Origin of the sequence: Serratia sp. 4542 (assembly GCF_016805595.1) — a bacterium.
Classification (GTDB): domain Bacteria; phylum Pseudomonadota; class Gammaproteobacteria; order Enterobacterales; family Enterobacteriaceae; genus Serratia; species Serratia nevei.
This window is the reverse complement of record NZ_RXKV01000025.1, coordinates 1-12,876: the sequence shown is the minus strand read 5'-3', so window position 1 is coordinate 12,876 and position 12,876 is coordinate 1. Positions and strand designations below refer to the sequence as shown.

The window sequence follows — 12,876 nt, the reverse complement described above, 5'->3', positions numbered from 1 at the left end:
ACCGCCAGAGATAATTTATCACCGCAGATGGTTATCTGTATGTTTTTTATATGAATTTATTTTTTGCAGGGGGGCATTGTTTGGTAGGTGAGAGATCTGAATTGCTATGTTTAGTGAGTTGTATCTATTTATTTTTCAATAAATACAATTGGTTATGTGTTTTGGGGGCGATCGTGAGGCAAAGAAAACCCGGCGCTGAGGCCGGGTTATTCTTGTTCTCTGGTCAAATTATATAGTTGGAAAACAAGGATGCATATATGAATGAACGATGCAGAGGCAATGCCGATGGCGATAGTGGGTATCATGTAGCCGCTTATGCTGGAAAGAAGCAATAACCCGCAGAAAAACAAAGCTCCAAGCTCAACAAAACTAAGGGCATAGACAATAACTACCGATGTCATATACCCATACTCTCTAATCTTGGCCAGTCGGCGCGTTCTGCTTCCGATTAGAAACGTCAAGGCAGCAATCAGGATTGCAATCATGGTTCCTGCATATGATGACAATGTCGCCCCAAGACCATCTCTATGAGCTGAAAAAGAAACACCAGGAATGTAGTGGCGGAAAAGGAGATAGCAAATGCTTACGATAACGTAAGGAATTATTACTATGTAAACACCAGGCATGATTCTGTTCCGCATAATTACTCCTGATAATTAATCCTTAACTTTGCCCACCTGCCTTTTAAAACATTCCAGTATATCACTTTTCATTCTTGCGTAGCAATATGCCATCTCTTCAGCTATCTCAGCATTGGTGACCTTGTTCAGAGGCGCTGAGAGATGGCCTTTTTCTGATAGATAATGTTCTGTTAAAATATCTCCGGCCTCATCTTTTGCCCGCAGGCTAATGTCTGAAAATTGAGGTGACGGGTTAAAAATAATATCCTTGGCAACCTTTTTTATATCCCTTTTAAATTTTGGCTTAATGACTATATCCAATGAGTCAAAAAGCTCCCCTTCAATATCTGTTGCCCCTAAGACCTTTAATATATCGCCAAATACAGGTAGCTTGGCTTCTACCTTCACCGTTGTTCGGCCGATGAAATGCATATGCATAACATCGTCTTTGGTGGTTCCCCTCATCAGTGGCTCTATCTGAACGCGCTCTCCACTGCTTAATGACATTCCTTTCCCGATTAAAAAATCTGTCAGATCGGATGTGGTCGGCCCGAAAACAGTTCTGGCAAAACCAATGGTGTCGCCTTCAACAAACAAAAAAGATGGGAATCCCAATGATTCGTCATCTGCGAGGCTGTTCTTAATATCTTCAACTGAAGCTTTAGAGCGATTTATCTTCTGAACCAGACTCTTGTCATTTGTTTTGGTAAAGAGAAAAGTTTTTCCATCGATTTTATGAATATACAAATAATTGGAGCCAACCTGCAGGTGATGATTATCAGCCAGCAGAGAATTAAGGAAAACAGACAGGTTTATTGAGCGCTTATCTTTCCCTTTATTTTTGCTGCGGTAAGTCGCATAAAAACCATTCTTCATAATTCAATCCATTTACTATGTTATGTTCTGAGGGGAGTGAAAATTCCCCTAATTCGATGAAGATTCTTGCTCAATTGTTATCAGCTATGCGCCGACCAGAACACCTTGCCGATCAGCCAAACGTCTCTTCAGGCCACTGACTAGCGATAACTTTCCCCACAACGGAACAACTCTCATTGCATGGGATCATTGGGTACTGTGGGTTTAGTGGTTGTAAAAACACCTGACCGCTATCCCTGATCAGTTTCTTGAAGGTAAACTCATCACCCCCAAGTCTGGCTATGCAGAAATCACCTGGCTCAACAGCCTGCTCAGGGTCAACGAGAATTAACATTCCGTCAGGAAAGCTTGGCTTGGAGCCTGTTGGTGCGGTCATGGAATTACCTTCAACCTCAAGCCAGAATGCAGAATCACTGGCTTTTTTGGTTGTGCTTACCCATCTCTCCGCATCACCTTTGGTAAAGGTTCTAAGCTTAGGTGAGAACATCCCTGCCTGAACATGAGAAAAAACAGGGTACTCATACTCACTTCTAAGTGACGGCTGCATACTAACCGCTTCATACATCTCGTAGATTTCTCTGGCGATTGAAGGGCTAAATTCTTCAACGCTAACTTTGAGAATTTTTGTAAGCAATGCGGCGTTATAAGCATTTAATGCATTGATGCCATTAAATAAAGCACCAACGCCTGACTGCCCCATCCCCATCTTGTCTGCGACAGATTCCTGGGATAAGCCAAGTTCATTTTTCTTTTTTTCATAAATTGCTTTAAGGCGACGTGCGTCCTCAAGCTGCTCTTGTGTTAATGGTTTCTTTTTTGTGCTCATACGTTAAATCTATCACCGCAAGGGATAAATATCTAACACCGTGCGTGTTGACTATTTTACCTCTGGCGGTGATAATGGTTGCATGTACTAAGGAGGTTGTATGGAACAACGCATAACCCTGAAAGATTATGCAATGCGCTTTGGGCAAACCAAGACAGCTAAAGATCTCGGCGTATATCAAAGCGCGATCAACAAGGCCATTCATGCAGGCCGAAAGATTTTTTTAACTATAAACGCTGATGGAAGCGTTTATGCGGAAGAGGTAAAGCCCTTCCCGAGTAACAAAAAAACAACAGCATAAATAACCCCGCTCTTACACATTCCAGCCCTGAAAAAGGGCATCAAATTAAACCACACCTATGGTGTATGCATTTATTTGCATACATTCAATCAATTGTTATCTAAGGAAATACTTACATATGGTTCGTGCAAACAAACGCAACGAGGCTCTACGAATCGAGAGTGCGTTGCTTAACAAAATCGCAATGCTTGGAACTGAGAAGACAGCGGAAGCTGTGGGCGTTGATAAGTCGCAGATCAGCAGGTGGAAGAGGGACTGGATTCCAAAGTTCTCAATGCTGCTTGCTGTTCTTGAATGGGGGGTCGTTGACGACGACATGGCTCGATTGGCGCGACAAGTTGCTGCGATTCTCACCAATAAAAAACGCCCGGCGGCAACCGAGCGTTCTGAACAAATCCAGATGGAGTTCTGAGGTCATTACTGGATCTATCAACAGGAGTCATTATGACAAATACAGCAAAAATACTCAACTTCGGCAGAGGTAACTTTGCCGGACAGGAGCGTAATGTGGCAGATCTCGATGATGGTTACGCCAGACTATCAAATATGCTGCTTGAGGCTTATTCGGGCGCAGATCTGACCAAGCGACAGTTTAAAGTGCTGCTTGCCATTCTGCGTAAAACCTATGGGTGGAATAAACCAATGGACAGAATCACCGATTCTCAACTTAGCGAGATTACAAAGTTACCTGTCAAACGGTGCAATGAAGCCAAGTTAGAACTCGTCAGAATGAATATTATCAAGCAGCAAGGCGGCATGTTTGGACCAAATAAAAACATCTCAGAATGGTGCATCCCTCAAAACGAGGGAAAATCCCCTAAAACGAGGGATAAAACATCCCTCAAATTGGGGGATTGCTATCCCTCAAAACAGGGGGACACAAAAGACACTATTACAAAAGAAAAAAGAAAAGATTATTCGTCAGAGAATTCTGGCGAATCCTCTGACCAGCCAGAAAACGACCTTTCTGTGGTGAAACCGGATGCTGCAATTCAGAGCGGCAGCAAGTGGGGGACAGCAGAAGACCTGACCGCCGCAGAGTGGATGTTTGACATGGTGAAGACTATCGCACCATCAGCCAGAAAACCGAATTTTGCTGGGTGGGCTAACGATATCCGCCTGATGCGTGAACGTGACGGACGTAACCACCGCGACATGTGTGTGCTGTTCCGCTGGGCATGCCAGGACAACTTCTGGTCCGGTAACGTGCTGAGCCCGGCCAAACTCCGCGATAAGTGGACCCAACTCGAAATCAACCGTAACAAGCAACAGGCAGGCGTGACAGCCAGCAAACCAAAACTCGACCTGACAAACACAGACTGGATTTACGGGGTGGATCTATGAAAAACATCGCCGCACAGATGGTTAACTTTGACCGTGAGCAGATGCGTCGGATCGCCAACAACATGCCGGAACAGTACGACGAAAAGCCGCAGGTACAGCAGGTAGCGCAGATCATCAACGGTGTGTTCAGCCAGTTACTGGCAACTTTCCCGGCGAGCCTGGCTAACCGTGACCAGAACGAAGTGAACGAAATCCGTCGCCAGTGGGTTCTGGCTTTTCGGGAAAACGGGATCACCACGATGGAACAGGTTAACGCAGGAATGCGCGTAGCCCGTCGGCAGAATCGACCATTTCTGCCATCACCCGGGCAGTTTGTTGCATGGTGCCGGGAAGAAGCATCCGTTACCGCCGGACTGCCAAACGTCAGCGAGCTGGTTGATATGGTTTACGAGTATTGCCGGAAGCGAGGCCTGTATCCGGATGCGGAGTCTTATCCGTGGAAATCAAACGCGCACTACTGGCTGGTTACCAACCTGTATCAGAACATGCGGGCCAATGCGCTTACTGATGCGGAATTACGCCGTAAGGCCGCAGATGAGCTTGTCCATATGACTGCGAGAATTAACCGTGGTGAGGCGATCCCTGAACCAGTAAAACAACTTCCTGTCATGGGCGGTAGACCTCTAAATCGTGCACAGGCTCTGGCGAAGATCGCAGAAATCAAAGCTAAGTTCGGACTGAAAGGAGCAAGTGTATGACGGGCAAAGAGGCAATTATTCATTACCTGGGGACGCATAATAGCTTCTGTGCGCCGGACGTTGCCGCGCTAACAGGCGCAACAGTAACCAGCATAAATCAGGCCGCGGCTAAAATGGCACGGGCAGGTCTTCTGGTTATCGAAGGTAAGGTCTGGCGAACGGTGTATTACCGGTTTGCTACCAGGGAAGAACGGGAAGGAAAGATGAGCACGAACCTGGTTTTTAAGGAGTGTCGCCAGAGTGCCGCGATGAAACGGGTATTGGCGGTATATGGAGTTAAAAGATGACCATCTACATTACTGAGCTAATAACAGGCCTGCTGGTAATCGCAGGCCTTTTTATTTGGGGGAGAGGGAAGTCATGAAAAAACTAACCTTTGAAATTCGATCTCCAGCACATCAGCAAAACGCTATTCACGCAGTACAGCAAATCCTTCCAGACCCAACCAAACCAATCGTAGTAACCATTCAGGAACGCAACCGCAGCTTAGACCAAAACAGGAAGCTATGGGCCTGCTTAGGTGACGTCTCTCGTCAGGTTGAATGGCATGGTCGCTGGCTGGATGCAGAAAGCTGGAAGTGTGTGTTTACCGCAGCATTAAAGCAGCAGGATGTTGTTCCTAACCTTGCCGGGAATGGCTTTGTGGTAATAGGCCAGTCAACCAGCAGGATGCGTGTAGGCGAATTTGCGGAGCTATTAGAGCTTATACAGGCATTCGGTACAGAGCGTGGCGTTAAGTGGTCAGACGAAGCGAGACTGGCTCTGGAGTGGAAAGCGAGATGGGGAGACAGGGCTGCATGATAAATGTCGTTAGTTTCTCCGGTGGCAGGACGTCAGCATATTTGCTCTGGCTAATGGAGCAAAAGCGACGGGCAGGTAAAGACGTGCATTACGTTTTCATGGATACAGGTTGTGAACATCCAATGACATATCGGTTTGTCAGGGAAGTTGTGAAGTTCTGGGATATACCGCTCACCGTATTGCAGGTTGATATCAACCCGGAGCTTGGACAGCCAAATGGTTATACGGTATGGGAACCAAAGGATATTCAGACGCGAATGCCTGTTCTGAAGCCATTTATCGATATGGTAAAGAAATATGGCACTCCATACGTCGGCGGCGCGTTCTGCACTGACAGATTAAAACTCGTTCCCTTCACCAAATACTGTGATGACCATTTCGGGCGAGGGAATTACACCACGTGGATTGGCATCAGAGCTGATGAACCGAAGCGGCTAAAGCCAAAGCCTGGAATCAGATATCTTGCTGAACTGTCAGACTTTGAGAAGGAAGATATCCTCGCATGGTGGAAGCAACAACCATTCGATTTGCAAATACCGGAACATCTCGGTAACTGCATATTCTGCATTAAAAAATCAACGCAAAAAATCGGACTTGCCTGCAAAGATGAGGAGGGATTGCAGCGTGTTTTTAATGAGGTCATCACGGGATCCCATGTGCGTGACGGACATCGGGAAACGCCAAAGGAGATTATGTACCGAGGAAGAATGTCGCTGGACGGTATCGCGAAAATGTATTCAGAAAATGATTATCAAGCCCTGTATCAGGACATGGTACGAGCTAAAAGATTCGATACCGGCTCTTGTTCTGAGTCATGCGAAATATTTGGAGGGCAGCTTGATTTCGACTTCGGGAGGGAAGCTGCATGATGCGATGTTATCGGTGCGGTGAATGCAAAGAAGATAACCGCTTCCGACCAAATCAACCTTACTGGAATCGATGGTGTCTCCGGTGTGAAAGAACACCAACAGGGGTGTTACCACTACCGCAGGAAAAGGAGGACGTGTGGCGAGACAGCGACGAAGTATCACCGACATAATCTGCGAAAACTGCAAATACCTTCCAACGAAACGCACCAGAAATAAACCCAAGCCAATCCCAAAAGAATCTGACGTAAAAACCTTCAACTACACGGCTCACCTGTGGGATATCCGGTGGCTAAGACGTCGTGCGAGGAAAACAAGGTGATTGACCAAAATCGAAGTTACGAACAAGAAAGCGTCGAGCGAGCTTTAACGTGCGCTAACTGCGGTCAGAAGCTGCATGTGCTGGAAGTTCACGTGTGTGAGCACTGCTGCGCAGAACTGATGAGCGATCCGAATAGCTCGATGCACGAGGAAGAAGATGATGGCTAAACCAGCGCGAAGACGATGTAAAAACGATGAATGCCGGGAATGGTTTCACCCTGCATTCGCTAATCAGTGGTGGTGCTCTCCAGAGTGTGGAACCAAGATAGCACTCGAACGACGAAGTAAAGAACGCGAAAAAGCGGAAAAAGCAGCAGAGAAGAAACGACGACGAGAGGAGCAGAAACAGAAAGATAAACTTAAGATTCGAAAACTCGCCTTAAAGCCCCGCAGTTACTGGATTAAACAAGCCCAACAAGCCGTAAACGCCTTCATCAGAGAAAGAGACCGCGACTTACCATGTATCTCGTGCGGAACGCTCACGTCTGCTCAGTGGGATGCCGGACATTACCGGACAACTGCTGCGGCACCTCAACTCCGATTTAATGAACGCAATATTCACAAGCAATGCGTGGTGTGCAACCAGCACAAAAGCGGAAATCTCGTTCCGTATCGCGTCGAACTGATTAGCCGCATCGGGCAGGAAGCAGTAGACGAAATCGAATCAAACCATAACCGCCATCGCTGGACTATCGAAGAGTGCAAGGCGATCAAGGCAGAGTACCAACAGAAACTCAAAGACCTGCGAAATAGCAGAAGTGAGGCCGCATGACGTTCTCAGTAAAAACCATTCCAGACATGCTCGTTGAAACATACGGAAATCAGACAGAAGTAGCACGCAGACTGAAATGTAGTCGCGGTACGGTCAGAAAATACGTTGATGATAAAGACGGGAAAATGCACGCCATCGTCAACGACGTTCTCATGGTTCATCGCGGATGGAGTGAAAGAGATGCGCTATTACGAAAAAATTGATGGCAGCAAATACCGAAATATTTGGGTAGTTGGCGATCTGCACGGATGCTACACGAACCTGATGAACAAACTGGATACGATTGGATTCGACAACAAAAAAGACCTGCTTATCTCGGTGGGCGATTTGGTTGATCGTGGTGCAGAGAACGTTGAATGCCTGGAATTAATCACATTCCCCTGGTTCAGAGCTGTACGTGGAAACCATGAGCAAATGATGATTGATGGCTTATCAGAGCGTGGAAACGTTAATCACTGGCTGCTTAATGGCGGTGGCTGGTTCTTTAATCTCGATTACGACAAAGAAATTCTGGCTAAAGCTCTTGCCCATAAAGCAGATGAACTTCCGTTAATCATCGAACTGGTGAGCAAAGATAAAAAATATGTTATCTGCCACGCCGATTATCCCTTTGACGAATACGAGTTTGGAAAGCCAGTTGATCATCAGCAGGTAATCTGGAACCGCGAACGAATCAGCAACTCACAAAACGGGATCGTGAAAGAAATCAAAGGCGCGGACACGTTCATCTTTGGTCATACGCCAGCAGTGAAACCACTCAAGTTTGCCAACCAAATGTATATCGATACCGGCGCAGTGTTCTGCGGAAACCTAACATTGATTCAGGTACAGGGAGAAGGCGCATGAGACTCGAAAGCGTAGCTAAATTTCATTCGCCAAAAAGCCCGATGATGAGCGACTCACCACGGGCCACGGCTTCTGACTCTCTTTCCGGTACTGATGTGATGGCTGCTATGGGGATGGCGCAATCACAAGCCGGATTCGGTATGGCTGCATTCTGCGGTAAGCACGAACTCAGCCAGAACGACAAACAAAAGGCTATCAACTATCTGATGCAATTTGCACACAAGGTATCGGGGAAATACCGTGGTGTGGCAAAGCTTGAAGGAAATACTAAGGCAAAGGTACTGCAAGTGCTCGCAACATTCGCTTATGCGGATTATTGCCGTAGTGCCGCGACGCCGGGGGCAAGATGCAGAGATTGCCATGGTACAGGCCGTGCGGTTGATATTGCCAAAACAGAGCTGTGGGGGAGAGTTGTCGAGAAAGAGTGCGGAAGATGCAAAGGCGTCGGCTATTCAAGGATGCCAGCAAGCGCAGCATATCGCGCTGTGACGATGCTAATCCCAAACCTTACCCAACCCACCTGGTCACGCACTGTTAAGCCGCTGTATGACGCTCTGGTGGTGCAATGCCACAAAGAAGAGTCAATCGCAGACAACATTTTGAATGCGGTCACACGTTAGCAGCATGATTGCCACGGATGGCAACATATTAACGGCATGATATTGACTTATTGAATAAAATTGGGTAAATTTGACTCAACGATGGGTTAATTCGCTCGTTGTGGTAGTGAGATGAAAAGAGGCGGCGCTTACTACCGATTCCGCCTAGTTGGTCACTTCGACGTATCGTCTGGAACTCCAACCATCGCAGGCAGAGAGGTCTGCAAAATGCAATCCCGAAACAGTTCGCAGGTAATAGTTAGAGCCTGCATAACGGTTTCGGGATTTTTTATATCTGCACAACAGGTAAGAGCATTGAGTCGATAATCGTGAAGAGTCGGCGAGCCTGGTTAGCCAGTGCTCTTTCCGTTGTGCTGAATTAAGCGAATACCGGAAGCAGAACCGGATCACCAAATGCGTACAGGCGTCATCGCCGCCCAGCAACAGCACAACCCAAACTGAGCCGTAGCCACTGTCTGTCCTGAATTCATTAGTAATAGTTACGCTGCGGCCTTTTACACATGACCTTCGTGAAAGCGGGTGGCAGGAGGTCGCGCTAACAACCTCCTGCCGTTTTGCCCGTGCATATCGGTCACGAACAAATCTGATTACTAAACACAGTAGCCTGGATTTGTTCTATCAGTAATCGACCTTATTCCTAATTAAATAGAGCAAATCCCCTTATTGGGGGTAAGACATGAAGATGCCAGAAAAACATGACCTGTTGGCCGCCATTCTCGCGGCAAAGGAACAAGGCATCGGGGCAATCCTTGCGTTTGCAATGGCGTACCTTCGCGGCAGATATAATGGCGGTGCGTTTACAAAAACAGTAATCGACGCAACGATGTGCGCCATTATCGCCTAGTTCATTCGTGACCTTCTCGACTTCGCCGGACTAAGTAGCAATCTCGCTTATATAACGAGCGTGTTTATCGGCTACATCGGTACTGACTCGATTGGTTCGCTTATCAAACGCTTCGCTGCTAAAAAAGCCGGAGTAGAAGATGGTAGAAATCAATAATCAACGTAAGGCGTTCCTCGATATGCTGGCGTGGTCGGAGGGAACTGATAACGGACGTCAGAAAACCAGAAATCATGGTTATGACGTCATTGTAGGCGGAGAGCTATTTACTGATTACTCCGATCACCCTCGCAAACTTGTCACGCTAAACCCAAAACTCAAATCAACAGGCGCCGGACGCTACCAGCTTCTTTCCCGTTGGTGGGATGCCTACCGCAAGCAGCTTGGCCTGAAAGACTTCTCTCCGAAAAGTCAGGACGCTGTGGCATTGCAGCAGATTAAGGAGCGTGGCGCTTTACCTATGATTGATCGTGGTGATATCCGTCAGGCAATCGACCGTTGCAGCAATATCTGGGCTTCACTGCCGGGCGCTGGTTATGGTCAGTTCGAGCATAAGGCTGACAGCCTGATTGCAAAATTCAAAGAAGCGGGCGGAACGGTCAGAGAGATTGATGTATGAGCAGAGTCACCGCGATTATCTCCGCTCTGGTTATCTGCATCATCGTCTGCCTGTCATGGGCTGTTAATCATTACCGTGATAACGCCATTACCTACAAAGCCCAGCGCGACAAAAATGCCAGAGAACTGAAGCTGGCGAACGCGGCAATTACTGACATGCAGATGCGTCAGCGTGATGTTGCTGCGCTCGATGCAAAATACACGAAGGAGTTAGCTGATGCTAAAGCTGAAAATGATGCTCTGCGTGATGATGTTGCCGCTGGTCGTCGTCGGTTGCACATCAAAGCAGTCTGTCAGTCAGTGCGTGAAGCCACCACCGCCTCCGGCGTGGATAATGCAGCCTCCCCCCGACTGGCAGACACCGCTGAACGGGATTATTTCACCCTCAGAGAGAGGCTGATCACTATGCAAAAACAACTGGAAGGAACCCAGAAGTATATTAATGAGCAGTGCAGATAGAGTTGCCCATATCGATGGGCAACTCATGCAATTATTGTGAGCAATACACACGCGCTTCCAGCGGAGTATAAATGCCTAAAGTAATAAAACCGAGCAATCCATTTACGAATGTTTGCTGGGTTTCTGTTTTAACAACATTTTCTGCGCCGCCACAAATTTTGGCTGCATCGACAGTTTTCTTCTGCCCAATTCCAGAAACGAAGAAATGATGGGTGATGGTTTCCTTTGGTGCTACTGCTGCCGGTTTGTTTTGAACAGTAAACGTCTGTTGAGCACATCCTGTAATAAGCAGGGCCAGCGCAGTAGCGAGTAGCATTTTTTTCATGGTGTTATTCCCGATGCTTTTTGAAGTTCGCAGAATCGTATGTGTAGAAAATTAAACAAACCCTAAACAATGAGTTGAAATTTCATATTGTTAATATTTATTAATGTATGTCAGGTGCGATGAATCGTCATTGTATTCCCGGATTAACTATGTCCACAGCCCTGACGGGGAACTTCTCTGCGGGAGTGTCCGGGAATAATTAAAACGATGCACACAGGGTTTAGCGCGTACACGTATTGCATTATGCCAACGCCCCGGTGCTGACACGGAAGAAACCGGACGTTATGATTTAGCGTGGAAAGATTTGTGTAGTGTTCTGAATGCTCTCAGTAAATAGTAATGAATTATCAAAGGTATAGTAATATCTTTTATGTTCATGGATATTTGTAACCCATCGGAAAACTCCTGCTTTAGCAAGATTTTCCCTGTATTGCTGAAATGTGATTTCTCTTGATTTCAACCTATCATAGGACGTTTCTATAAGATGCGTGTTTCTTGAGAATTTAACATTTACAACCTTTTTAAGTCCTTTTATTAACACGGTGTTATCGTTTTCTAACACGATGTGAATATTATCTGTGGCTAGATAGTAAATATAATGTGAGACGTTGTGACGTTTTAGTTCAGAATAAAACAATTCACAGTCTAAATCTTTTCGCACTTGATCGAATATTTCTTTAAAAATGGCAACCTGAGCCATTGGTAAAACCTTCCATGTGATACGAGGGCGCGTAGTTTGCATTATCGTTTTTATCGTTTCAATCTGGTCTGACCTCCTTGTGTTTTGTTGATGATTTATGTCAAATATTAGGAATGTTTTCACTTAATAGTATTGGTTGCGTAACAAAGTGCGGTCCTGCTGGCATTCTGGAGGGAAATACAACCGACAGATGTATGTAAGGCCAACGTGCTCAAATCTTCATACAGAAAGATTTGAAGTAATATTTTAACCGCTAGATGAAGAGCAAGCGCATGGAGCGACAAAATGAATAAAGAACAATCTGCTGATGATCCCTCCGTGGATCTGATTCGTGTAAAAAATATGCTTAATAGCACCATTTCTATGAGTTACCCTGATGTTGTAATTGCATGTATAGAACATAAGGTGTCTCTGGAAGCATTCAGAGCAATTGAGGCAGCGTTGGTGAAGCACGATAATAATATGAAGGATTATTCCCTGGTGGTTGACTGATCACCATAACTGCTAATCATTCAAACTATTTAGTCTGTGACAGAGCCAACACGCAGTCTGTCACTGTCAGGAAAGTGGTAAAACTGCAACTCAATTACTGCAATGCCCTCGTAATTAAGTGAATTTACAATATCGTCCTGTTCGGAGGGAAGAACGCGGGATGTTCATTCTTCATCACTTTTAATTGATGTATATGCTCTCTTTTCTGACGTTAGTCTCCGACGGCAGGCTTCAATGACCCAGGCTGAGAAATTCCCGGACCCTTTTTGCTCAAGAGCGATGTTAATTTGTTCAATCATTTGGTTAGGAAAGCGGATGTTGCGGGTTGTTGTTCTGCGGGTTCTGTTCTTCGTTGACATGAGGTTGCCCCGTATTCAGTGTCGCTGATTTGTATTGTCTGAAGTTGTTTTTACGTTAAGTTGATGCAGATCAATTAATACGATACCTGCGTCATAATTGATTATTTGACGTGGTTTGATGGCCTCCACGCACGTTGTGATATGTAGATGATAATCATTATCACTTTACGGGTCCTTTCCGGTGATCCGAC

23 protein-coding genes and 1 pseudogene are annotated in these 12,876 nt (G+C 46.1%); 18 read left to right on the top strand and 6 right to left on the bottom strand.

What is annotated here, in order from left to right; genetic code table 11:
• Positions 1 to 206 precede the first annotated feature (206 nt).
• The 3 genes from EKL15_RS24380 to EKL15_RS24370 all read right to left on the bottom strand — a co-directional run bounded on the left by EKL15_RS24380 (position 207) and on the right by EKL15_RS24370 (position 2,322).
• Positions 207 to 641 (bottom strand): protein rexB, encoded by a 435-nt coding sequence (locus tag EKL15_RS24380; protein ID WP_001245922.1) that lies wholly within the window; start codon positions 639 to 641, stop codon positions 207 to 209.
• A 15-nt stretch (positions 642 to 656) separates the two neighbouring features.
• On the bottom strand, positions 657 to 1,496 hold the full coding sequence (locus EKL15_RS24375) for a protein rexA (RefSeq protein ID WP_000788349.1): 840 nt from the start codon (positions 1,494 to 1,496) through the stop codon (positions 657 to 659).
• Positions 1,497 to 1,608: 112 nt separating this feature from the next.
• A complete protein-coding gene (locus EKL15_RS24370) occupies positions 1,609 to 2,322 on the bottom strand; it encodes a LexA family transcriptional regulator (protein ID WP_000104864.1) in 714 nt (237 codons plus the stop codon).
• 100 nt (positions 2,323 to 2,422) lie between these two features.
• Here EKL15_RS24370 and EKL15_RS24365 point away from each other — a divergent pair, with 100 nt between their 5' ends.
• The 17 genes and pseudogenes from EKL15_RS24365 to rzpD all read left to right on the top strand — a co-directional run bounded on the left by EKL15_RS24365 (position 2,423) and on the right by rzpD (position 10,809).
• Positions 2,423 to 2,623, top strand: a complete 201-nt coding sequence (locus EKL15_RS24365; protein ID WP_000437875.1) for a Cro/CI family transcriptional regulator — start codon at positions 2,423 to 2,425, stop codon at positions 2,621 to 2,623.
• A 118-nt stretch (positions 2,624 to 2,741) separates the two neighbouring features.
• The gene (locus tag EKL15_RS24360; RefSeq protein ID WP_000251069.1) at positions 2,742 to 3,035 is read left to right on the top strand and encodes a lambda phage CII family protein; all 294 of its coding nucleotides are present in this window, start codon (positions 2,742 to 2,744) and stop codon (positions 3,033 to 3,035) included.
• A 32-nt stretch (positions 3,036 to 3,067) separates the two neighbouring features.
• Positions 3,068 to 3,967, top strand: a complete 900-nt coding sequence (locus EKL15_RS24355; RefSeq protein WP_000185505.1) for a replication protein — start codon at positions 3,068 to 3,070, stop codon at positions 3,965 to 3,967.
• The gene (locus EKL15_RS24350) at positions 3,964 to 4,665 is read left to right on the top strand and encodes a replication protein P (RefSeq protein WP_000788910.1); all 702 of its coding nucleotides are present in this window, start codon (positions 3,964 to 3,966) and stop codon (positions 4,663 to 4,665) included. The genes EKL15_RS24355 and EKL15_RS24350 overlap by 4 nt, the downstream gene beginning before the upstream one ends.
• Positions 4,662 to 4,952, top strand: a complete 291-nt coding sequence (locus EKL15_RS24345; protein WP_000145933.1) for a protein ren — start codon at positions 4,662 to 4,664, stop codon at positions 4,950 to 4,952. The genes EKL15_RS24350 and EKL15_RS24345 overlap by 4 nt, the downstream gene beginning before the upstream one ends.
• Positions 4,953 to 5,025: 73 nt before the next feature.
• Positions 5,026 to 5,466 carry a recombination protein NinB gene (locus tag EKL15_RS24340; protein ID WP_000736903.1) on the top strand — a complete coding sequence of 147 codons (441 nt, stop codon included), beginning with the start codon at positions 5,026 to 5,028 and terminating at the stop codon, positions 5,464 to 5,466.
• Positions 5,463 to 6,335 carry a phosphoadenosine phosphosulfate reductase family protein gene (locus EKL15_RS24335; RefSeq protein ID WP_000611491.1) on the top strand — a complete coding sequence of 291 codons (873 nt, stop codon included), beginning with the start codon at positions 5,463 to 5,465 and terminating at the stop codon, positions 6,333 to 6,335. The genes EKL15_RS24340 and EKL15_RS24335 overlap by 4 nt, the downstream gene beginning before the upstream one ends.
• On the top strand, positions 6,332 to 6,505 hold the full coding sequence (gene ninD, locus EKL15_RS24330) for a protein NinD (RefSeq protein WP_000984218.1): 174 nt from the start codon (positions 6,332 to 6,334) through the stop codon (positions 6,503 to 6,505). Before EKL15_RS24335 ends, ninD begins: the two co-directional genes overlap by 4 nt.
• Entirely contained in the window at positions 6,472 to 6,654 is a 183-nt protein-coding gene (locus tag EKL15_RS24325; RefSeq protein ID WP_000113775.1) for a NinE family protein, read from the top strand. Before ninD ends, EKL15_RS24325 begins: the two co-directional genes overlap by 34 nt.
• On the top strand, positions 6,651 to 6,821 hold the full coding sequence (locus EKL15_RS24320; RefSeq protein WP_000566997.1) for a protein NinF: 171 nt from the start codon (positions 6,651 to 6,653) through the stop codon (positions 6,819 to 6,821). The genes EKL15_RS24325 and EKL15_RS24320 overlap by 4 nt, the downstream gene beginning before the upstream one ends.
• Positions 6,811 to 7,425, top strand: coding sequence for a recombination protein NinG (locus tag EKL15_RS24315; protein ID WP_015979261.1), 615 nt, complete (start codon positions 6,811 to 6,813; stop codon positions 7,423 to 7,425). Before EKL15_RS24320 ends, EKL15_RS24315 begins: the two co-directional genes overlap by 11 nt.
• Positions 7,422 to 7,628: a phage NinH family protein gene (locus tag EKL15_RS24310; RefSeq protein WP_002901791.1), complete on the top strand. Its 207-nt coding sequence runs from the start codon at positions 7,422 to 7,424 to the stop codon at positions 7,626 to 7,628. The genes EKL15_RS24315 and EKL15_RS24310 overlap by 4 nt, the downstream gene beginning before the upstream one ends.
• Positions 7,606 to 8,271 (top strand): serine/threonine protein phosphatase, encoded by a 666-nt coding sequence (locus EKL15_RS24305; protein WP_001271136.1) that lies wholly within the window; start codon positions 7,606 to 7,608, stop codon positions 8,269 to 8,271. The genes EKL15_RS24310 and EKL15_RS24305 overlap by 23 nt, the downstream gene beginning before the upstream one ends.
• Positions 8,268 to 8,891, top strand: a complete 624-nt coding sequence (locus EKL15_RS24300; RefSeq protein ID WP_001235459.1) for an antitermination protein — start codon at positions 8,268 to 8,270, stop codon at positions 8,889 to 8,891. The genes EKL15_RS24305 and EKL15_RS24300 overlap by 4 nt, the downstream gene beginning before the upstream one ends.
• A gap of 676 nt (positions 8,892 to 9,567) precedes the next feature.
• A pseudogene (locus EKL15_RS24295) lies at positions 9,568 to 9,891 on the top strand (phage holin, lambda family).
• Positions 9,875 to 10,351 (top strand): glycoside hydrolase family protein, encoded by a 477-nt coding sequence (locus EKL15_RS24290; protein WP_000229403.1) that lies wholly within the window; start codon positions 9,875 to 9,877, stop codon positions 10,349 to 10,351. The pseudogene EKL15_RS24295 and the gene EKL15_RS24290 overlap by 17 nt, the downstream one beginning before the upstream one ends.
• Positions 10,348 to 10,809 carry a prophage endopeptidase RzpD gene (rzpD, locus tag EKL15_RS24285; protein ID WP_000092275.1) on the top strand — a complete coding sequence of 154 codons (462 nt, stop codon included), beginning with the start codon at positions 10,348 to 10,350 and terminating at the stop codon, positions 10,807 to 10,809. Before EKL15_RS24290 ends, rzpD begins: the two co-directional genes overlap by 4 nt.
• 31 nt (positions 10,810 to 10,840) lie before the next feature.
• Here the strand turns inward: rzpD and bor are convergent, their stop codons facing one another.
• Positions 10,841 to 11,134, bottom strand: coding sequence for a serum resistance lipoprotein Bor (bor, locus tag EKL15_RS24280; RefSeq protein WP_000738492.1), 294 nt, complete (start codon positions 11,132 to 11,134; stop codon positions 10,841 to 10,843).
• A gap of 289 nt (positions 11,135 to 11,423) precedes the next feature.
• On the bottom strand, positions 11,424 to 11,834 hold the full coding sequence (locus EKL15_RS24275) for a DUF1398 domain-containing protein (protein WP_012775990.1): 411 nt from the start codon (positions 11,832 to 11,834) through the stop codon (positions 11,424 to 11,426).
• A gap of 285 nt (positions 11,835 to 12,119) precedes the next feature.
• On the opposite strand from EKL15_RS24275, the gene ybcW reads away from it, so the two are divergent.
• Positions 12,120 to 12,326, top strand: coding sequence for a protein YbcW (gene ybcW / locus EKL15_RS24270; protein ID WP_001031427.1), 207 nt, complete (start codon positions 12,120 to 12,122; stop codon positions 12,324 to 12,326).
• A 164-nt stretch (positions 12,327 to 12,490) separates the two neighbouring features.
• Here the strand turns inward: ybcW and EKL15_RS24265 are convergent, their stop codons facing one another.
• On the bottom strand, positions 12,491 to 12,685 hold the full coding sequence (locus EKL15_RS24265; RefSeq protein ID WP_001421937.1) for a YlcI/YnfO family protein: 195 nt from the start codon (positions 12,683 to 12,685) through the stop codon (positions 12,491 to 12,493).
• Positions 12,686 to 12,876: the final 191 nt, after the last annotated feature.